Below are 19,951 nucleotides of genomic sequence, written 5' to 3'. Positions count from 1 at the left end.
GCTTCTCATGATCACCCCTCCCCGGCTTCCTGGCCACCCATTCAGCAAGGTCGGTCGGACGGCATTTCTCAGCCCGTGGACACCCGAGCAGAACGGAATCTCCTCTTCCGCTGCATGACCTCCGTCACATTCCTCCGTCACCAAGAGGAATCACCAGGTCAGGGGCGGGGCACCGGAAGCAGCCGACCCCGGACGCGTATCCGTGAGGATGCGGCCGGGGTCGCTGTACAGAGGGCGACGGTACGAGACCGTCTCACTCAGATGATGGATCACGTCTGCGCCGAATGATCCATACGGCACTGGATCAACCCGGCGGCGGGGGCTCAGGCGAGGGCGACCAGGTCCCGGTAGTCCGGGCCCCACAGGTCCTCGACCCCGTCGGGGAGCAGGATGATCCGCTCCGGCTCCAGGGCCTCCACGGCGCCCTCGTCGTGGGTGACGAGGATGACCGCGCCCTTGTACGTGCGCAGCGCGCCGAGGATCTCCTCGCGGCTGGCCGGGTCGAGGTTGTTGGTGGGCTCGTCGAGGAGCAGCACGTTCGCCGAGGAGACGACCAGGGTGGCCAGGGCCAGACGGGTCTTCTCGCCACCGGAGAGCACGCCCGCCGGCTTGTCCACGTCGTCGCCGGAGAACAGGAAGGAGCCGAGCGTCTTGCGCACGTCGACCAGGTCCAGGTCGGGGGCGGAGGAGCGCATGTTCTCCAGGACCGTGCGGTCCGGGTCGAGCGTCTCGTGCTCCTGGGCGTAGTAGCCGAGCTTGAGGCCGTGGCCGGGGGTGACCTGGCCGGTGTCGGGCTGCTCGGCGCCCGCGAGCAGGCGCAGCAGGGTGGTCTTGCCGGCGCCGTTGAGGCCGAGGATGACCACGCGGGAGCCCTTGTCGATGGCCAGGTCGACGTCGGTGAAGATCTCCAGGGAGCCGTACGACTTCGACAGGCCCTCGGCGGTCAGCGGGGTCTTGCCGCAGGGCGCCGGGTCCGGGAAGCGGAGCTTGGCGACCTTGTCGGAGACGCGGACCGCCTCCAGGCCGGAGAGCAGGCGCTCGGCGCGCTTGGCCATGTTCTGGGCGGCGACGGTCTTGGTCGCCTTGGCGCGCATCTTGTCGGCCTGCGAGTTGAGGGCCGCGGCCTTCTTCTCGGCGTTCTGGCGCTCGCGCTTGCGGCGCTTCTCGTCGGCCTCGCGCTGCTGCTGGTAGAGCTTCCAGCCCATGTTGTAGATGTCGATGACCGAGCGGTTGGCGTCGAGGTAGAAGACCTTGTTGACCACGGTCTCGACCAGGTCGACGTCGTGGGAGATCACGACGAAGCCGCCGCGGTAGTTCTTCAGGTAGTCGCGCAGCCAGACGATCGAGTCGGCGTCGAGGTGGTTCGTGGGCTCGTCGAGGAGCAGGGTGTCGGCGTCCGAGAAGAGGATGCGGGCGAGCTCGACGCGGCGGCGCTGGCCGCCGGAGAGGGTGTGCAGCGGCTGGCCGAGGACCCGGTCGGGGAGGCTGAGGGCGGCCGAGATGGTCGCGGCCTCGGACTCGGCGGCGTACCCGCCCTTGGTGAGGAACTCGGTCTCCTGGCGCTCGTACTGGCGCAGGGCCTTCTCGCGGGTGGCGCCGGAGCCGGTGGCGATGCGCTCCTCGTTCATCCGCATCTTCTTGATCAGGACGTCGAGGCCGCGGGCGGAGAGGATCCGGTCGCGGGCCAGGACGTCGAGGTCGCCGGTGCGGGGGTCCTGCGGGAGGTAGCCGACCTCGCCGGAGCGGGCGATGCTGCCGGCGGCGGGCTGGCCCTCGCCGGCCAGGCACTTGGTGAGGGTGGTCTTGCCCGCTCCGTTGCGGCCGACGAGGCCGATGCGGTCGCCCTTGGCGATGCGGAAGGAAGCGGACTCGATGAGGACGCGGGCGCCGGCGCGCAGCTCGATGCCGGTGGCGGTGATCACGGAAATACTCCAGAGCGGTATGGACGGCGGAAGGCGGGGCGGGACGCGCGTTCTTCGACGCCGCTAATCCGCGAGGAGATTTGCCATGAAGCCATTCTAACGGGGGTGCGCAACCACTTTTCGGGGCCCGCCCCTCACCCGTCCGGCCCAAGGGCCGCCCCGGGCGGGCCGGGCACGTATCAGGATGAAGGGGTTGGCCACGCGTGGAGGGCGGTGGGGCATGCAGTTCGACGACGACGCCGATCTGGACACGTCCGAGGTGAAGGACGTCCGCAGCAGCCGCGTCCCGGGCGGCCGGGCCACGATCGGCGGCGGGGTCGTCGGGCTGATCGCCCTGGTCCTGGGCCTGCTCTTCGGGGTGGGACCGGACCAGCTGGGGCTGTCCGACGGGAGCCCGGAGCCGGTCTCGACGGCCTCCTCGGCCGCCCAGGTCCAGCAGGCCTGCAAGAAGGGAAGCGACGCCAACGCCCGGGAGGACTGCCGGCTCGTCGCCGTGGTGAACAGCACACAGGACTTCTGGAGGCAGGAGTTCAGGCGGCGCGGCGGGACGTACGCCCCCGCGTCGACCGTCTTCTTCACCGGCCGGGTGAACACCGCCTGCGGGGCGGCCACCAAGGCGGTCGGGCCCTTCTACTGCCCGGCGGACCGGCAGGTCTACCTGGACCTGGGCTTCTTCGAGGAGTTGCGGACCACCTTCGGGGCGCACGGCGGCCCCTTCGCCCAGGCGTACGTCATCGCCCACGAGTACGGGCACCACGTCCAGAACCTGACGGGCACGCTGGCGCGCGCCCAGAACGGGCAGACGGGCGCGAACAGCAACGCGGTGAAGGTCGAGCTCCAGGCCGACTGCTACGCCGGGGTGTGGGCGCACAACGCGACGCGGACCCCGGACGAGTCCACGGGGCGGCCGCTGATCACGAACCTCACCGACCAGGACATCCGCGACGGGCTGGACGCGGCGGCGGCGGTGGGGGACGACCGGATCCAGGAGAAGTTCCAGGGCCGGGTCACCCCGGAGTCCTGGACCCACGGCTCGGCGCAGCAGCGCCAGCAGTGGTTCTACCAGGGCTACCGCACGGGCGACATGGCCCGGTGCGACACCTTCCGCTGAGTGTCAGTGGCGCCTGCCATGCTGTGACGTGGATCACTTGGGCCATCGTTACGAGAGGGAGTGACCGTCATGGCAGGCGTTCCGTCCATCTACCCCGCGCTGCTCTACCGCGACGCGAAGGCAGCGATCCAGCAGCTCACCGAGGCGTTCGGGTTCACCCAGGTCGCGGTCTACGAGGGTGACGACGGCGCGGTGATGCACGCGGAACTGGCGTACGGCAACGGCGCGGTGATGCTGGGCAGCAAGGGGCGCGGCGGGGTGTACGACAAGGTCATGGAGACGGCCGGCCCGTCCGGGGTCTACGTCGTGGTCGACGACGTGGACGCCCACCACCGGCGGGCGGCCGAGCACGGCGTGGAGATCCTCATGGAGCCCACCGACCAGGACTACGGCTCGCGGGACTACATGGCCCGCGACTCCGAGGGCAACGTCTGGAGCTTCGGTACGTACGCCCCCCAGCTCTGACCCCTCGACCCGCAGGCCCCCGCGGGCCGGCCGGCCCGCGGCGGGGGCCGGGCAACCGCCCGGCCAGGGCCTACGCTCCGCCGGTGTGGACCTGGAAGGCGGCCCGCCGGACCGCCTTGGCCAGGGCCGGGTCGGGGTGGGCGGCGGCCAGCGCGACCAGGACCTGCACGGTGCGCGGGTGGCCGACGGCCCGTACCTCGTCGAGCAGCCGGGGCACGGTGGTGCGGACGGCGGAGTCGAGGTGGCGGGCGAGCAGGTCGGCCTCGCCGTGGTCGGCGATGGCGGCGGCCGTGTCCACCCAGAGCCAGGTGGACTCCTCCGGCGTGAGGACGTCCTGGGCCTCGTCCGGGTCCACCCCGTCGTGCTCGGCGAGCCAGAGCAGGGCGTAGGGCCGCAGGGCGGGCTCGCGGACGGCGGCGCGCACCTCGGGCTCGGCGGGGGCGCCGACCACGCGCAGGGCCTCGAAGGCGAGGCCCCGCAGCAGGGCGTCCTCGCCCCGGGCGGCGTGCAGCAGCTCGCTGACGGCGTGGCCGACGGGCCGGGCGGCGAGCCAGGCCCGGTACTCGGCGCGGGCCGGTCCGGGGGTGAGCCGGGCGCAGCCGTGCAGCATGGCCGCGGCGGACTGTTCGATGTTCCCGGCCGGGCTCTGGGCGGCGACGCAGATCTGCTCCAGCTTGACCCAGACGGCCCAGCTGCCGAGCGGGGTCAGGGCGGCCTGCGCGGGGCCGAGGGTGACGGCGTCCACGGCGGCGAGCCCGCCGAGCGCCCAGCGCAGCAGCCGGGCGAGCGGGAGGGGGCGGGGTTCCGCGGAGGCCGGGCCCTGGGCGGGCTCCGCCCCGTAGGGGACCTCGCAGCGCTCGTCGCGCAGTTCGGTGACCCGCTGCCCCAGCAGGTCCAGCAGGTCCGGGACGGTCACGGGACCGGCGGACAGCTGGAGCAGGGAGAGCAGCTGGGGCATCGCCTCGACCACCTCGGCGACGGCCGAGGGCGCGATGTCGGCGGGGGCCGGGTGAACGAGGGACCAGGCATCGAAGAGGGCGACCCAGCCGCGCAGCACGGCGGTGTCGTCCCGGTCCCAGGCCCGCAGCCGCCAGCCGGGCCTGGCCTGGCCGCCGTGCACCTCGACGAGGCCGGAGAGCCGGGCGCGGTCCCAGCCGACGCGGATCTGGCCGTGCGTCAGGCCCAGTTCCGCGGCGGCCCGTTCGACGTCGACGGCGGGCAGGGCGCCGGAGGGGGCGGGGCGGCCGCCGTCGCCGGCGCCGAGGTTCAGTTCGGCCCAGCGGGCCAGCCGTACCGCGTCGGCCAGCGAGGCGCGGGCGCGGTTCGCCAGGTCTGCCGTGGCGGGGGTGCCCGCCGGGGGCCGGGTGGCCGGCCGGGTTCGCCGGTCGGTCACCGCCTTGCGCGCCGTGGCGACGGAGCGCGGGGAGACGAGTCGGAGTCTGGAGTCGCGAGCCAACTGCTCATCAGGCTTTCGGGACGTCACGGAAGCAGTCTCGCCCGTCACTGGCCGAAAGCCCAAACGGAACGGGTCATTTCCACAGGTCATGGGGTGGAGGAACCGGGACAGACCACCCACCCCGTCCCGTCCGCCACACCGCCTTCACTCCAGCGCCACAAGACGCCTCCCGTAACCCCTTGTTTGTGGAGCCACACCGGTCCCTCGCGGGGGCGTGCACGGGGTCACATGAGCGGAACCAGGAAGCGCCGCAGCGCCTCCTCGTAGCCGGCCGGGTCGGCGTTCCACATCGCCCCGTGCGCGGCTCCCCCGACGGTGTGCAGGGTGACGAGGTCGGGCCGGGCGGCGGCGAGCCGGCGCGAGGGCTCCCAGGGGGCGAGGGTGTCGTCGGGCCCGTGGAAGAGCAGTACCGGGACGCGGACGGCGCCGGGGTCCGCGAACGGCGTCCGGTGGTCCGCGCGCAGCCCGGCGCGGCTCTCGGCGGCCCGGACGGCGAACGGGACCAGCGGGGCCGGGGTGCGGCGGGCCGCGACGAGGTTGCGCAGGGTGGTGTGCCAGTCGAGGACGGGCGAGTCGAGCACCAGGCCCGCGATGCGGCCGGACAGGGCCGAGCGCTCGGCGGCGCGCACGGCCATGGCGGCCCCGGTGGACCAGCCGTGCAGGACGATGCGCCGGGCGCCGTAGCGCAGGGCGTAGCGGATGGCGGCGTCCAGGTCCCGCCACTCGGACTCGCCGAGGTGGCCCAGGCCGTCCGGGGAGGCGGGGGCGCCGAGGTCGCCCCGGTAGGCGAGGGAGAGCACGGGGAGCCGGAGGCGGTGCAGGAAGGGCATGACCACCATCGGGTGCTCCCGGCCGGCGCCGAGCCCGTGGACGGTGATCACCCAGGTCTGCCGGGCCTCGGGCACGAACCAGGCGGGGAGCGGGCCGAGCTCACCGGGGACGTCCACGTCGGCGTGGTCCAGGCCGAGGGCCGTGCGGGGGTTCCCCGAGTACACCTGCGGGGTGAGGGTGACGCGGGTGCCGGGCTCCAGGGAGCCGTGGCTGACGCGCAGCAGACGGCGCACGACGGTGGCAGGGTCGTGCGGGACGCCGTCGAGGACCGGGCCGACGGCGGCGTGCACCCCGGGCGCGGCCAGGCCGTGGACGCCGGGGCGCAGGGAGGCCAGCGAGCGGGTGAGCACGATCCGGTCGCCTTCGGCGGAGTGGACGACCATCCGGGGGCTGCCGGCCGGCGGGCGGCCGGGTTCGGACCGCAGGGCGGCGTCGGCGGCGTACCGGCCGGCCAGGACCGCGGCCGCTCCGGCGCCGATCAGGGTCGAGGTGACGGCCGCGGCCGTCGCAGTGGCGGTACGCACCGCTCCAGTGTCGGGGCGCGGGGGCGCGGGGGCCACCGGAGGGCTCCGGCCCCGCCCGGGCGGGGCCCAAGCGGAACCCGAGCGGGGCTCGGGTGGCGGACGGCTGCGGGAGGGGCCGGACAAGCGGAGTGATCTACCTCTCTTTCCCTGCCGCCGAGGGGGTCCGAACGGGCCCGTGCACCCGCTCGGAACGCCCCGTTCACCCGGCTCTGACGTGCATGAATGGCGATAACTACGAAAGAATCGGGACGAAGGGTCCGATGGGGTGCCGCCCCCGGACACCACCCCGCCGAAGCCAGTTCATCTTCCGTTCACCCAGGTTGCCTAAGTTCGCCGAGCCACTGACGCCAAACAGAAGCCTGGGTAAATGGAGCACATAACGCTTCTCCTCGGGATCGTGATCATCACCGCTCTCGTGTTCGACTTCACGAACGGTTTCCACGACACAGCCAACGCGATGGCCACCACCATCTCGACCGGCGCCCTCAAGCCCAAGACGGCGGTGGCCATGTCCGCCGTGCTCAACCTCGTCGGCGCGTTCATGTCCGTGGAGGTCGCCAAGACGATCTCCAAGGGTCTCGTCAACGAAGAGGGCATCCAGCCCGAAGTGATCTTCGCCGCGCTCGTCGGCGCGATCCTCTGGAACCTGGTCACCTGGCTGGTCGGACTGCCCTCCAGCTCCTCGCACGCCCTGATGGGCGGCCTGATCGGTGCCGCGGTCGCCTCCGCCGGCCTCGGCGCGGTCAACGGCGACGTCGTCGTCACCAAGGTGCTCATCCCGGCCGTGGCCGCCCCGATCGTGGCCGGTGTGGCCGCGATGCTCGCCGCCAAGGTCACGTACAAGCTGAACGGCAAGGTCGGTCCCAAGACCTCCGCCAAGGGTTACAAGGCGGGGCAGATCGCCTCGGCCGGCCTCGTCTCCCTCGCGCACGGCACCAACGACGCGCAGAAGACGATGGGCATCATCACCCTGGCCCTGGTCGCCGGCGGCGCCCTCGCCCCCGGCTCGAACCCCCCGGTCTGGGTCATCGTCTCCGCCGGCACGGCGATCGCGATGGGCACCTACCTGGGCGGCTGGCGCATCATCCGCACCATGGGCAGCGGCCTGACCGACCTGCACCCGCAGCAGGGCTTCGCGGCCCAGACCTCGGCCGCGAGCGTCATCCTGGCCTCCTCCAACCTCGGCTTCTCCCTCTCCACCACCCACGCCTGCTCCGGCGCGGTGATGGGCGCGGGCCTGGGCCGCAAGGGCGGTGTGGTCCGCTGGTCCACCGCCACCCGGATGTTCGTCGCGTGGGGCCTGACCCTGCCGGCCGCCGCCCTCGTCTCCGCGGGCGCCGAGCTGATCATGCGCACCGGTGACATCGGCGTCGTCGCCGTCGCCGTCTTCCTGGTCGCCTCCTGCGTCGCCATCTGGCTGATCTCGCGCCGCCAGGTCGTCGACCACACCAACGTCAACGGGGCCTCCGCCGACGAGGCCGAGCAGCCCGGCGTGGTCACCACCGCCATCGCCGCCGTCGCCGTCCCCCCGGTCGCCGGCACCACCGCCGCCGTGACCGACGAGGACCTCAAGGCCACCATCCCGGCCGCCACGGCGAACCCGCAGACCCCGACGGCTCCGGCCGCCGCGGTCTGATCCCGAGAACGACAGAGGAAACGGCAGTATGAAGATCGACTGGGCAGCACTCGGCTCCGTCTTCGGGGTCAGCCTCTCCGCGACCGTCGCCCTCGTGGCCCTCTTCAGCCTGGGCCTGGTGGGGCTCTCCAAGCACGAGGCCGCCACCGAGCAGGGCGGCACCGCCGCCCTGGCCCGCAGCGGCGCCTACGCCTGCTTCGCGCTCTGCGCGGCGGCCGTGGCCTACGGGATCTACCTGATCGTCAGCTGAGACCCGGTCTCGGCGACACCGCGTACCCAGCTCCCCCCGGGAATCCCCGGGGGGAGTTTTCGCGTACCCGCGGCCCCTGGCCGCCCACCGGCCGCCCCCCGTCCCACCGCAGGTCAACGGTAAGTTGACGGGCGTTCGCGGGGCGTGGTGGACTGCCCGAGCCAATACGGCGGCATGGAGAGGAAGTCCGGTGCGAATCCGGCGCGGTCCCGCCACTGTCACCGGGGAGCGCACGCGCCGCGTGCCCACCCGGGAGCCAGGAACTCTCGCCGCCGGACACGTCGAACCAGGGCGCGGACCCTGAGTGAGGACATACCTGCCACCATGCGTGCCGACCGCGTCTTCGCGTACGGCGTCACGGCGGGCCTGATCGGCGACCGGATCCTCGGGGATCCCCGCCGAGGGCACCCCGTGGCCGCCTTCGGACGAGCCGCCGCCGCCGTGGAGCGCGCCCTGTGGCGCGACGACCGCGCCCGGGGCGTCCTGCACACCCTCGTATGCGCCGGCGCGGCCACCGCCGTGGGGGCGCTGGGCGCGCGCGCCGTGCGCTCCCGGCCCGCGGCCGCCCGCATCGCCCTGACGGCCGCGGCCACCTGGGCCGTCGTCGGCGGCACCACCCTCGGCCGGGAGGCCCGCGCCATCGGCGGGGCGCTCGCCGCCGGGGACACCGAGGTGGCCCGGGAACGCCTCCCCCACCTGTGCGGGCGCGACCCGCAGGCCCTGGACGACCAGGGGATGGCCCGGGCCGTCGTGGAGTCGGTCGCCGAGAACACCTCCGACGCCGTCGTCGGGGCGCTGGTGTGGGGGGCCGTCGCCGGGGTGCCCGGACTCCTCGCCTTCCGCGCCGTGAACACCCTGGACGCGATGGTGGGGCACAAGTCGCCCCGCCACCTGCGCTACGGCTGGGCCTCCGCCCGCCTGGACGACCTCGCCGGCTGGCCGGGGGCCCGGCTGACGGCGCTCGCCGCCGCGGCCGCGGGCCCCGACCGGCGCGGAGCGCTGCGGGCCTGGCGCGCGGACGCCGCCGCCCACCCCAGCCCCAACGCCGGGCCGGTCGAGGCCTCCTTCGCCGGGGCGCTCGGCGTCCGGCTGGGCGGGACCCTGTCCTACGCGGGACGGGTCGAGCACCGGGCCGTCCTCAACGGGGAGAGGGGGCGGCCGGTGGAGGTCGCCGACATCGAGCGGGCCGTACGGCTGTCGCGGCGGGTGACCTGGCTGGCGCTGGGCGCGTGCGTGGCCGTCCGGTGCGCCGCGGCGAAAGCCGCCGCGGCGGGGACGGGGAGGGGTCGGGCATGAGCGGCACGAGGCGCGGCGGCGGACTGCTGGTCGCGGGGACGACGTCCGACGCGGGCAAGAGCGTCGTCACGGCGGGCATCTGCCGCTGGCTGGCCCGCCAGGGCGTGAAGGTGGCCCCCTTCAAGGCGCAGAACATGTCGCTGAACTCGTTCGTGACCCGCGAGGGCGCGGAGATCGGCCGGGCCCAGGCCATGCAGGCCCAGGCCGCCCGGGTGGAGCCGACCGCGCTGATGAACCCGGTCCTGCTCAAGCCCGGCAGCGACCGCAGCAGCCAGGTGGTGCTGCTGGGGCGGCCGGTGGGCGAGATGAGCGCCCGCGGCTACCACGGCGGCCGCCAGGAGCAGCTCCTCGGGATCGTCACGGACTGCCTGGAGCAGCTGCGGGGCACGTATGACGCCGTGATCTGCGAGGGGGCGGGCAGTCCGGCCGAGATCAACCTGCGCCGGACCGACATCGTGAACATGGGCATCGCACGGGCCGCGCGGTTCCCGGTGGTGGTCGTGGGCGACATCGACCGCGGCGGGGTCTTCGCCTCGTTCTTCGGGACGACGGCGCTGCTGTCGCCCGAGGACCAGTCGCTGATCGCCGGCTACATGGTCAACAAGTTCCGCGGCGACGTGTCCCTGCTGGAGCCCGGCATGGAGATGCTCCGGGGCCTGACGGGGCGGGCGACGTACGGGGTGCTGCCGTTCCGGCACGGGCTGGGCATCGACGAGGAGGACGGGCTGCGGGTCTCCCTGCGGGGCGCGGTGCGCGAGTCCGTCGTGGCCCCGCCGGTCGGCGAGGACGTGCTGCGGGTCGCGGTGTGCGCGGTGCCGCTGATGTCGAACTTCACCGACGTCGACGCGCTCGCGGCGGAGCCGGGCGTGGTCGTGCGGTTCGTGGACCGGGCCGAGGAGCTGGCCGACGCCGACCTGGTCGTCGTACCGGGCACGCGCGGCACGGTGAAGGCGCTGCAGTGGCTGCGCGAGCGGGGGCTCGCCGAAGCGCTGGCCCGGCGCGCCGCGGAGGGACGCCCGGTGCTGGGCATCTGCGGCGGCTTCCAGGCCCTCGGCGAGCACATCGAGGACGAGGTCGAGTCGAAGGCGGGCTCGGTGGCGGGGCTGGGGCTGCTGCCGGTGCGCGTGCGCTTCGCCGTCGAGAAGACGCTGGCGCGGCCGGTCGGCGAGGCGCTGGGCGAGGAGGTCTCGGGCTACGAGATCCACCACGGGGTGGCCGAGGTGCGCGGCGGCGAGCCGTTCCTGGACGGGTGCCGGGTCGGGTCGGTGTGGGGCACGCACTGGCACGGCTCGCTGGAGTCCGACGGCTTCCGCCGGGCGTTCCTGCGTGAGGTCGCCGCGGCCGCCGGGCGGCGCTTCGTCCCGGCGCCGGACACGTCCTTCGCCACCCTGCGGGAGGAGCAGCTGGACCTGCTGGGCGACCTGATCGAGGAACACGCGGACACCGCCGCGCTGCTGCGCCTGATCGAGTCCGGTGCCCCGGCCGGACTGCCGTTCCTCCCCCCGGGCGCGCCGTGACGGCCCGGGCCCCGCGGGGCTGTTCCCCAGGCACCCCCGGCACCGCCCCCGAACGCACGCACACCCGAGGAGTGAACAACCCATGAGCACCCCCTACCCGTTCACCGCGGTCGTCGGCCAGGCCGACCTGCGGCTGGCGCTGCTGCTCAACGCCGTGAGCCCGGCGGTCGGCGGTGTGCTCGTGCGCGGTGAGAAGGGGACCGCCAAGTCCACCGCCGTGCGCGCGCTCTCCGCCCTGCTCCCCCACGTCGACGTCGTCCCCGGCTGCCGGTTCTCCTGCGCGCCCGCCGCGCCGGACCCGGCCTGCCCGGACGGCCCGCACGAGCCCGGCTCCGGCGCCGAGCGCCCCGCCCGGATGGTCGAACTGCCCGTCGGCGCCTCCGAGGACCGCCTCGTCGGCGCCCTCGACATCGAGCGGGCCCTCGCCGAGGGCGTGAAGGCCTTCGAGCCCGGCCTGCTGGCCGACGCGCACCGCGGGATCCTGTACGTCGACGAGGTCAACCTGCTCCACGACCACCTGATCGACCTCCTGCTCGACGCGGCCGCGATGGGCGCCTCGTACGTGGAGCGCGAGGGCGTGTCCGTGCGCCACGCGGCCCGCTTCCTGCTCGTCGGCACCATGAACCCCGAGGAGGGCGAGCTGCGGCCGCAGCTCCTCGACCGGTTCGGGCTGACCGTGGAGGTCGCGGCCTCCCGGGAGCCCGAGCAGCGCGTCGAGGTGGTGCGCCGCCGGCTCGCGTACGAGGACGATCCGGCGGGCTTCGCGGCCCGCTGGGCCGGGGACGAGAGCGAGGTCCGGGCCCGGGTCGTGGCCGCGCGGGCGCTGCTCCCGCAGGTGGCGCTCGGAGACACCGCGCTGCTCCAGATCGCCGCCACCTGCGCCGGCTTCGAGGTCGACGGCATGCGCGCCGACATCGTGATGGCCCGTACGGCGACCGCCCTGGCGGCCTGGGCCGGGCGGACCTCCGTCCGCAAGGAGGACGTCCGCCAGGCGGCGCTGCTGGCACTGCCGCACCGGCGCCGGCGCAACCCCTTCGACGCGCCCGGGCTGGACGAGGACAAGCTCGACGAGATCCTCGACGGCTTCCCCGACGAGGAGCCGGAGCCCGAGCCGGAGGGCCCGGACGACAACGGCGGCGGCCCCGACGGGGACGGCGGCGGGGTGCCCCCGCAGGGCGGCGGCCCCGAGACCGGCCACGCCCCCGAGACCGGCCACGCCCCCGAGGAGGCCCCGGAGCTGGGGGACGGCTCCCCCGCCCCGCAGCCCTCCGCGCCGCGGGGCGGCTCCGAGGGGGCCGAGCAGGCCGCCGTGGGGGCCTCCGAGCCGTTCCGCACCAAGATGCTGAGCGTGCCCGGCCTCGGCGAGGGCGCGGCCGGCCGGCGCTCGCGGGCCCGTACCGCGCACGGCCGGACCACCGGTGCCCAGCGTCCCCGGGGGCAGCTGACGAAGCTGCACCTGGCGGCCACCGTGCACGCCGCCGCCCCGCACCAGAAGGCGCGCGGGCGCTCCGGGCCGGGGCTCGTCGTGCGCAAGGACGACCTGCGGCAGGCGACCCGTGAGGGCCGCGAGGGCAACCTCGTGCTGTTCTGCGTGGACGCCTCCGGCTCGATGGCCGCCCGGCAGCGCATGGGCGCCGTCAAGGGCGCGGTGCTCTCCCTGCTCCTCGACGCCTACCAGCGCCGGGACAAGGTCGGCCTGATCACCTTCCGCGGCGCGGGCGCCGAGCTGGCGCTGCCGCCCACCTCCTCGGTGGACGCCGCCGCGGCCCGGCTGGAGAGGCTGCCGACCGGCGGCCGCACCCCCCTGGGCCCGGGTCTGCTCAAGGCCCGCGAGGTGCTGCGCGTGGAGCGGCTGCGTGACCCGTCCCGGCGCCCGCTGCTCGTGGTCGTCACCGACGGGCGGGCCACCTCGGCCGGGGACGTCGGCGGCGACCCGCGCGAACTGTCCGGGCGCAGCGCCCGGCTGCTGGCCGCCGAGGGCGTCACGTCGGTGGTCGTGGACTGCGAGTCCGGGCCGGTGCGGCTGGGGCTCGCGGGGGCGCTGGCCGCCGATCTGGGCGCGCCCGCCGTGACCCTCGACGGGCTGCGGGCCGACTCGCTGGCCGGGCTCGTCAAGAACGTACGTACCGCAGTGACCCACACTGCGTCACCCGACAGCGTCTCCAGGAGGGCCGCGTAATGCCGCAGGGACAGCCGACCGTCGTTCCCGACGACGGTCTCACGACGCGTCAGCGCCGCAACCGCCCGCTCGTCTTCGTCCACACCGGCCCGGGCAAGGGCAAGTCGACGGCCGCCTTCGGGCTGGCGCTGCGCGCCTGGAACCAGGGCTGGCCGATCGGGGTGTTCCAGTTCGTCAAGTCGGCGAAGTGGAAGGTCGGCGAGGAGAACGCGCTGAAGGTCCTGGGCGCCTCCGGCGAGGGCGGCTCCGTCGTCTGGCACAAGATGGGCGAGGGCTGGTCCTGGGTCCAGCGCGACGCGCAGCTCGACAACGAGCAGGCGGCGAAGGAGGGCTGGGAGCAGGTCAAGCGCGACCTGGCCGCCGAGACGCACCGGCTGTACGTGCTGGACGAGTTCGCGTACCCGATGCACTGGGGCTGGATCGACGTGGACGAGGTGATCGAGGTGCTCCGGAACCGGCCCGGTACCCAGCACGTGGTCATCACCGGCCGCAACGCCCCCGAGAAGCTGGTGGAGTTCGCGGACCTGGTCACCGAGATGACCAAGGTCAAGCACCCCATGGACGCCGGCCAGAAGGGCCAGAAGGGCATCGAGTGGTGACGTCGTCCAGTGTGCCGCGGCTGGTCATCGCCGCGCCGTCCTCCGGCAGCGGCAAGACCACCGTGGCGACCGGCCTGATGGCGGCCTTCACGGAGCGCGGCCTGGCCGTGTCCCCGCACAAGGCCGGGCCCGACTACATCGACCCCGGCTACCACGCGCTGGCCACGGGCCGGCCGGGGCGCAACCTCGACGCGTTCCTGTGCGGGCCGGAGCTGGTGGCCCCGCTGTTCGCGCACGGGGCCGCCGGGTGCGACCTCGCGGTGGTCGAGGGCGTGATGGGGCTCTACGACGGGGCCGCGGGACGGGGCGAGCTGGCGTCGACGGCGCAGGTGGCGAAGCTGCTGCGGGCGCCGGTGGTGCTGGTGGTGGACGCCTCCTCGCAGTCCCGGTCGGTGGCCGCGCTGGTGCACGGCTTCGCCTCGTTCGACCCGCAGGTGCGCCTGGGCGGGGTGATCCTGAACAAGGTGGGCTCCGACCGGCACGAGGCCATGCTGCGGGAGGCCCTGGAGGAGGCCGGGATGCCGGTCCTCGGCGTCCTGCGGCGGGCCCCGCAGGTCGCGACCCCGTCCCGGCACCTGGGCCTGGTCCCGGTGGCGGAACGCCGTGCCGACGCGGTCGCGGCGGTGGCCGCCCTGGCGGACCAGGTCCGCGCGGGCTGCGACCTGGACGCCTTGATGGCCCTGGCGCGCACGGCTCCGCCGCTGGAGTGCGAGGCGTGGTCGCCGCAGGCGGCGCTCGCGGTGGTGCCGGGGGCGGCCGGTGCCGGGGGCGGGCGGCCCGTCGTCGCCGTCGCCGGCGGGCCCGCCTTCACCTTCTCGTACGCCGAGCACGCCGAGCTGCTGCGCGCCGCCGGCGCGGAGGCGGTCACCTTCGACCCCCTGCGCGACGAGGCGCTGCCCGCCGGCACGAGCGGGCTCGTGATCGGCGGCGGATTCCCCGAGGTGTACGCCCCGGAGCTCTCGGCGAACGAACCGCTCCGTGCGGCCGTGGCGGCCTTCGCCGCGGCCGGCGGGCCGGTGGCGGCGGAGTGCGCCGGGCTCCTCTACCTGGCGCGCTCCCTGGACGGGAAGCCCATGTGCGGGGTGCTCGACGCCGACGCCCGGATGTCGGAGCGGCTCACGCTCGGCTACCGGGAGGCGGTGGCGGTGTCGGACGGCCCGCTCGCGGCGGCCGGCACCCGGATGCGGGGGCACGAGTTCCACCGGACGGTGGTCGAGCCGGGCGCCGGGGCCGTGCCGGCGTGGGGTTTCACGCATCCCGAACGCCGCGTCGAGGGCTTCGTCCGGGGGAACGTGCACGCCAGTTACCTGCACACGCACTGGGCGGCGCAGCCGTCCGTGGCGTCCCGGTTCGCGGCGGCCGCAGCGGAGTTCGCGGCGGCTTCAGCGGCCCGCCCGTGACCCCGTACGGACCGGTCCGCGCAGTCGGCCCGGTCCGCCCGGTCCGCTCAGCCCGCTCAGTCCGCTCCCGCGAGGCCGACCAGCAGCCAGATCCCGGCCACCCCGCCCACCGTGCACATCAGCGTGGAGAGGGCGGGGTGCTCGTGGTGCGCCTCGGGCAGGATCTCGGCGGCCGCCAGGTACAGCAGGGCTCCGCCGAAGAACCCGAGGTACGCCCCGAGGAGTTCCTCCGGAAGGGTGAACAGCAGGGTGGAGGCGGCGCCCACGACGGGTGCGGCGGCGTCCGCCACGAGCATCATCTGCGCCTTGCGGCGGGCGTTCCCGTACAGGTGGGCGAGGGTGTACGTGTTGAACCCGTCGGCGAAGTCGTGGGTGATGACGGCCAGGGCGACGGTCGCACCCATCCCGCCGCCGACCTGGAAGGCGACGCCCAGGGCCACTCCGTCGGCGAGGCTGTGGCCGACCATCGCCGAGGCGGCGGTGAGCCCGACCTGCGGGACGCGGCCGCCGTGGTCGTGACCGCCGCCTCCCCCGTCCCCGCCCCCGTGCGCGGCCTGCCGTACGGCGAGCAGGCGTTCCACGACGTGGGCGACGAGGAAGCCGGCCACGAAGAGCAGCAGGGCGAGCGGGACGCCGAAGACCTTCCGGCCGGCGGCGTGCAGGGCCTCCGGGAGCAGGTCCAGGCCCACGACGCCGAGCATCAGCCCGCCGGCCAGGCCCAGCACGAGGTGGCGGCGGTCGGTGACGCGTTGCGCCGTCCAGCCGCCCGCCAGCGTCATCAGGAACGCGCCCAGAGCCACGATCACCGCCATGTGCCCCTGGATACCGACTGGCGGCGCGGTGCGCACTTCCGCCGCGCGGGTGGCGGACGTCACCGTGATGACGACAGACGACAGATGACGGACACCAGTACGGAGGGAGGACCCCGGTGGGCGAGTACGTGACGCGGCTGGTGGTCGGGGTCGGCGGACGCGCGGGGGTTTCCGTGGCGGAGGTCTGCGCGCTGGTCGAGGAGACCCTGCGCGGGGCCGGGCTGAGCGCCGGGGCGGTGACGGCGTTGGCGACGGTGGACTCGAAGACCCTGGAGCCCGGGATCGCGGGCGCGGCGGAACGTTTCGGCGTGCCCCTGGTGGGCTACCCCGCCGAAAAGCTCGCGCGGATCCCCGTACCGCACCCGTCGCCGGCCGTGCACGAGGCCGCCGGGACCGCCTCGGTGGCGGAGGCGGCGGCGCTGGCGGGCGGCGGGGAGCTCCTCGTGCCCAAGCGCCGCTCGGTGGCGGCGACCTGCGCGGTGGCCACCGCCGAGGAGCACGACCTGCGCCACCACGGGGACGCGGAGGTCGCTGATGCGGGCGGTGCGCTCGTGGACCTGGCGGTGAACGTGCGGTCGGACACGCCTCCGGAGTGGCTGAAGCGGCGGATCGCGGCCTCCCTCGGGGACCTCGCGGCCTATCCGGACGGGCGGTCGGCCCGGGCGGCCGTGGCGCGGCGGCACGGGCTGCCGGTCGAGCGGGTGCTGCTGACGTCGGGGGCGGCGGAGGCGTTCGTGCTGATCGCGCGGGCGCTGGAGGCGGAGCGGCCGGTGGTGGTGCACCCGCAGTTCACCGAGCCGGAGGCGGCCCTGCGGGACGCCGGGCACCGGGTGGAGCGGGTGGTGCTGCGTGCCGAGGACGGGTTCCGGCTGGACCCGGCGGCGGTGCCGCAGGACGCGGACCTGGTGGTCGTGGGCAACCCCACCAACCCGACGTCGGTGCTGCACCCGGCGGCGACGCTGGCCGCACTGGCCCGGCCGGGGCGGATCCTGGTGGTGGACGAGGCGTTCATGGACGCGGTCCCGGGCGAGCGGGAGGCGCTGGCCGGGCGGATGGACGTGCCGGGGCTGGTGGTGCTGCGGAGCCTGACGAAGACGTGGGGCCTGGCGGGGCTGCGGATCGGCTACGTGCTGGCCGATCCGGAGGTCGTCGCGAAGCTGGCGGCGGCGCAGCCGCTGTGGCCGGTGTCGACCCCGGCGCTGGTGGCGGCGGAGGCCTGCGTGGCGCCGGAGGCGCTGGAGGAGGCGGAGGCGGCGGCCCGGCGGATCGCGGTGGACCGGGCGCACCTGCTGGCGGGGCTGGCGGAGTTCGAGGAGGTCACGCTCTCGGGGGTGGCCGAGGGGCCGTTCGTGCTGGTCCGGATCCCCGGCGCGGCGGAGGTGCGCACCCGGCTGCGGGCGCTGGGCTTCGCGGTCCGGCGGGGGGACACCTTCCCGGGGCTGGACGCGTCCTGGCTGCGCCTCGCGGTACGGGACCGGGCCACGACGGGACGGCTGCTGCAGGCACTGGACCACGCCCTCGCGCTGACCGCGCCCTGATCCGGGGCGGGGTTTCCCAGCGGGCCCTGGGAAACCCCCGCTGCCGCTGGGGGTACCCGCAGGCCCCGGAGGGCGGGCCCCGCCGAGCACGCCTAGCATGGCGGCGGCATGACAACCGGCAAACGGGGGACGGGACATGAGGGCGGCGACGCGTATCACCATGGGGCTGGTGGCCGTGGGGGTGGTCGGCGGCGGGGTGTTCGCGGTGCCCCGGCTGCTCGGGGCCGGGGCGGCCGTCCCGGCCGAGCAGCGGCTCCAGGGCAAGCCGAACGGCTCGGGGAAGGCGGTCCCGGGCGCGGCCCCGTTCACGCTGGTGGCGACCGGGGACACGATCCCGTACCCCTCGATCATCCAGCGGGCCGCGGACGACGCGGGCGGCAGGCCCGGCGAGTACGACTTCCGGAAGATACTCGCGGGCGTCAAGCCCCTCGTCTCCGCCGCCGACCTGGCGATATGCCACCACGAGATACCGTACGGAAAGCCCGGCGGCCCCTACACCGGCTACCCCGCCTTCAAGGCCCCGCACCAGTTGGCCGACGCCCTCAAGGACGCCGGGTACGACAGTTGCTCCACGGGCTCGAACCACACCCTCGACGACGGGTTCGACGGGCTCTCCCGCACCCTCGACCACCTCGACCGGGTCGGACTCAAGCACGTGGGCTCGGCCCGGCGCCCCGAGGAGGCCAAGGCCCCGGCGCTGCTCTCCGCCGGCGGGGCGAAGGTCGCCCAGCTGGACTACACGTACGGCACGAACGGGATACCGCTCCCGGCCGGCAAGCCCTGGGCGGTCAACCTGATCGACCAGAACCGGATCATCGCCGACGCCCGCGCGGCCCGGGCGGCCGGCGCGCACGTCGTCGTCCTGAGCGTCCACTGGGGCACCGAGTGGCAGACGGCCCCCGACCAGCAGCAGAAGGACCTGGCGCAGGCGCTGACCGCCTCGCGCGGGGCGGACGGCCTCCCCGACATCGATCTGATCCTCGGCACGCACAACCACGTCCCGCAGCCCTACGAGAAGATCAACGGCACCTGGGTGGTCTACGGCATGGGCGACCAGATCGCCAGCTTCTACGAGGCCGAGAAGGCGCGGGGCAACATGTCGTCCATCCCCCGCTTCACCTTCGCCCCGGCGGCCTCGCACCCGGGCCGCTGGGAGGTGGTCAAGGCCGAGTACCTCACCCAGTACTCGGACATGGGGCCGCCGTTCCGCGTCGTCTGCACCTCGTGCGCCGGCGCGGACGGGGACGGCGGACCGTCCGCCGCCAAGCGGGCCGAGTACGCGCGGGTGGACAAGGAGGTCACGTCCGCCGTGACCTCGCGGGGCGCGACCGGCCAGGGACTGACGCGCGCGACCCGCTGAACCGGACCGGGGACGGCCGCCCGGGTCACGAGGTCCGGCCGCGCCGGGTCACGACGAGGGCGCACGCACCGACGCCGAGCAGGAGCAGCGCGCCGCCGGCGACCCACGGCGTGGCCGAGCCGGCCCCGGTCTCGGCGAGGTCGGCGCGGCCGGTCGTGGAGACGGCGGCCTGCGGCTTGACGTCCGGCTTGACGTCCGCCTTGGCCGCGGGCTTCGCGGCCGCCGTCGGGGACGTGCAGTGCGCCTCCGCCAGGACGACCTCGCCGTCGACCTGCGCCACGTTGAGCTTCAGCGGGTTCACCGACACCTTCAGACGGAGCGCGGCGGCCGCCGCGGTGGTGGAGGTGGTCTGCGTGTCGGAGAGCCGCAGGGAGACCGTGCCGACGCCCGGGACCTCGACCTCGGTGGGGCCGCCGGCCGTCAGGGTGACCTTCTTGCCGAGGGCGGTGACGGTGCCGAGGACGTTCGAGGTGGCGACGGGCTTCGCGCCGGCCTCGCAGACGGCCTTGGAGGTGACCTTCTCGACCTCGACGAGGGAGAGGGCGGGCAGGCCCGGGAGGTGCACCCTGGCGTGGGCGAGGTTGGCCTCGGCCCGGGCGCCGTTGTCGTCGGCGGTGGCCCCGGCGGTGGCGGCGTCCGCCGTGAGCACGTTCACCGGCTGCCCCTGTTCGACCCCGTCGAGGGTCACGGTGAGGGCCGTCTTCTCGGCCGTGGCGGGGGCGCTGACCTCGTTGAGGGTGGTCTTCAGCGGTACGTGCACCGTCTTGTTGAGCAGGCCCACGTCCAGTCCGGTCCGCAGGACGGCGGCTCCGGAGGTGCCCTGGCCGCCGCTGCCGTCGGTGGCGAGGGCGGGGGGTGCGGCGAGCAGGGCCACCGCCCCCGTGGCGAGCAGGACGGCCGCGGGCAGGCGGAAGGTGTTGCGGTTCACGGTGGAGGAACCCCCGGGGAGATGGGTGCCGTCGCGGCGCCGATGGGGGACACCGCGCACGCCGACGGCTTGACGCCCGAAATCTTTACGCACGGTGAGTGAACGGGCAGCCACCTGACGTGAGTTC

Annotated in this window: 16 protein-coding genes and 1 riboswitch; of the genes, 11 read left to right on the top strand and 5 right to left on the bottom strand. The window is 74.7% G+C overall.

Annotated elements, in window-relative coordinates; translation table 11 throughout:
* Positions 1-323: 323 nt before the first annotated feature.
* Positions 324-1,922, bottom strand: a complete 1,599-nt coding sequence (locus ACIRBY_RS11610) for an ABC-F family ATP-binding cassette domain-containing protein (protein WP_403899422.1) — start codon at positions 1,920-1,922, stop codon at positions 324-326.
* Between the two features lie 220 nt (positions 1,923-2,142).
* On the opposite strand from ACIRBY_RS11610, the gene ACIRBY_RS11605 reads away from it, so the two are divergent.
* Together ACIRBY_RS11605 and ACIRBY_RS11600 are read left to right on the top strand one after the other, a co-directional pair.
* The gene (locus ACIRBY_RS11605; protein ID WP_403899419.1) at positions 2,143-3,033 is read left to right on the top strand and encodes a neutral zinc metallopeptidase; all 891 of its coding nucleotides are present in this window, start codon (positions 2,143-2,145) and stop codon (positions 3,031-3,033) included.
* 69 nt (positions 3,034-3,102) lie between these two features.
* The gene (locus ACIRBY_RS11600) at positions 3,103-3,498 is read left to right on the top strand and encodes a VOC family protein (RefSeq protein ID WP_403899417.1); all 396 of its coding nucleotides are present in this window, start codon (positions 3,103-3,105) and stop codon (positions 3,496-3,498) included.
* 70 nt (positions 3,499-3,568) lie between these two features.
* On the opposite strand, the gene ACIRBY_RS11595 is transcribed toward ACIRBY_RS11600, so the two are convergent.
* Together ACIRBY_RS11595 and ACIRBY_RS11590 are read right to left on the bottom strand one after the other, a co-directional pair.
* Positions 3,569-4,981, bottom strand: a complete 1,413-nt coding sequence (locus tag ACIRBY_RS11595) for a hypothetical protein (RefSeq protein WP_403899414.1) — start codon at positions 4,979-4,981, stop codon at positions 3,569-3,571.
* A 197-nt stretch (positions 4,982-5,178) separates the two neighbouring features.
* The gene (locus tag ACIRBY_RS11590) at positions 5,179-6,309 is read right to left on the bottom strand and encodes an alpha/beta hydrolase family protein (protein ID WP_403899412.1); all 1,131 of its coding nucleotides are present in this window, start codon (positions 6,307-6,309) and stop codon (positions 5,179-5,181) included.
* Between the two features lie 367 nt (positions 6,310-6,676).
* Here ACIRBY_RS11590 and ACIRBY_RS11585 point away from each other — a divergent pair, with 367 nt between their 5' ends.
* The 7 genes from ACIRBY_RS11585 to ACIRBY_RS11555 all read left to right on the top strand — a co-directional run bounded on the left by ACIRBY_RS11585 (position 6,677) and on the right by ACIRBY_RS11555 (position 15,186).
* Positions 6,677-7,945 (top strand): inorganic phosphate transporter, encoded by a 1,269-nt coding sequence (locus tag ACIRBY_RS11585; RefSeq protein ID WP_403899409.1) that lies wholly within the window; start codon positions 6,677-6,679, stop codon positions 7,943-7,945.
* Between the two features lie 28 nt (positions 7,946-7,973).
* Positions 7,974-8,195, top strand: a complete 222-nt coding sequence (locus tag ACIRBY_RS11580; RefSeq protein WP_079425611.1) for a hypothetical protein — start codon at positions 7,974-7,976, stop codon at positions 8,193-8,195.
* A 178-nt stretch (positions 8,196-8,373) separates the two neighbouring features.
* Positions 8,374-8,461: riboswitch (cobalamin riboswitch) on the top strand.
* Between the two features lie 58 nt (positions 8,462-8,519).
* Positions 8,520-9,491: a cobalamin biosynthesis protein gene (locus ACIRBY_RS11575; protein ID WP_403899405.1), complete on the top strand. Its 972-nt coding sequence runs from the start codon at positions 8,520-8,522 to the stop codon at positions 9,489-9,491.
* The gene (locus ACIRBY_RS11570) at positions 9,488-11,008 is read left to right on the top strand and encodes a cobyric acid synthase (RefSeq protein WP_403899402.1); all 1,521 of its coding nucleotides are present in this window, start codon (positions 9,488-9,490) and stop codon (positions 11,006-11,008) included. The genes ACIRBY_RS11575 and ACIRBY_RS11570 overlap by 4 nt, the downstream gene beginning before the upstream one ends.
* A gap of 82 nt (positions 11,009-11,090) precedes the next feature.
* On the top strand, positions 11,091-13,187 hold the full coding sequence (locus ACIRBY_RS11565) for a putative cobaltochelatase (RefSeq protein WP_403899400.1): 2,097 nt from the start codon (positions 11,091-11,093) through the stop codon (positions 13,185-13,187).
* The gene (cobO, locus tag ACIRBY_RS11560; protein WP_352212342.1) at positions 13,187-13,786 is read left to right on the top strand and encodes a cob(I)yrinic acid a,c-diamide adenosyltransferase; all 600 of its coding nucleotides are present in this window, start codon (positions 13,187-13,189) and stop codon (positions 13,784-13,786) included. The genes ACIRBY_RS11565 and cobO overlap by 1 nt, the downstream gene beginning before the upstream one ends.
* On the top strand, positions 13,780-15,186 hold the full coding sequence (locus tag ACIRBY_RS11555; protein ID WP_403899397.1) for a cobyrinate a,c-diamide synthase: 1,407 nt from the start codon (positions 13,780-13,782) through the stop codon (positions 15,184-15,186). Before cobO ends, ACIRBY_RS11555 begins: the two co-directional genes overlap by 7 nt.
* A 56-nt stretch (positions 15,187-15,242) precedes the next feature.
* Here ACIRBY_RS11555 and ACIRBY_RS11550 read toward each other — a convergent pair whose 3' ends face one another.
* The gene (locus ACIRBY_RS11550; protein WP_403899394.1) at positions 15,243-15,998 is read right to left on the bottom strand and encodes a ZIP family metal transporter; all 756 of its coding nucleotides are present in this window, start codon (positions 15,996-15,998) and stop codon (positions 15,243-15,245) included.
* A 116-nt stretch (positions 15,999-16,114) separates the two neighbouring features.
* On the opposite strand from ACIRBY_RS11550, the gene cobC reads away from it, so the two are divergent.
* Positions 16,115-17,536, top strand: a complete 1,422-nt coding sequence (gene cobC, locus ACIRBY_RS11545) for an Rv2231c family pyridoxal phosphate-dependent protein CobC (protein WP_403899391.1) — start codon at positions 16,115-16,117, stop codon at positions 17,534-17,536.
* A 136-nt stretch (positions 17,537-17,672) separates the two neighbouring features.
* A complete protein-coding gene (locus tag ACIRBY_RS11540) occupies positions 17,673-18,896 on the top strand; it encodes a CapA family protein (protein WP_403899388.1) in 1,224 nt (407 codons plus the stop codon).
* Positions 18,897-18,921: 25 nt separating this feature from the next.
* On the opposite strand, the gene ACIRBY_RS11535 is transcribed toward ACIRBY_RS11540, so the two are convergent.
* Positions 18,922-19,824: an SCO1860 family LAETG-anchored protein gene (locus ACIRBY_RS11535; protein ID WP_403899385.1), complete on the bottom strand. Its 903-nt coding sequence runs from the start codon at positions 19,822-19,824 to the stop codon at positions 18,922-18,924.
* Between the last annotated feature and the right edge of the window lie 127 nt (positions 19,825-19,951).

Source organism: Streptomyces sp. NPDC096136 (assembly GCF_044763325.1).
Lineage (GTDB): Bacteria > Actinomycetota > Actinomycetes > Streptomycetales > Streptomycetaceae > Streptomyces.
This window is presented reverse-complemented; position numbering and strand designations above follow the sequence as displayed.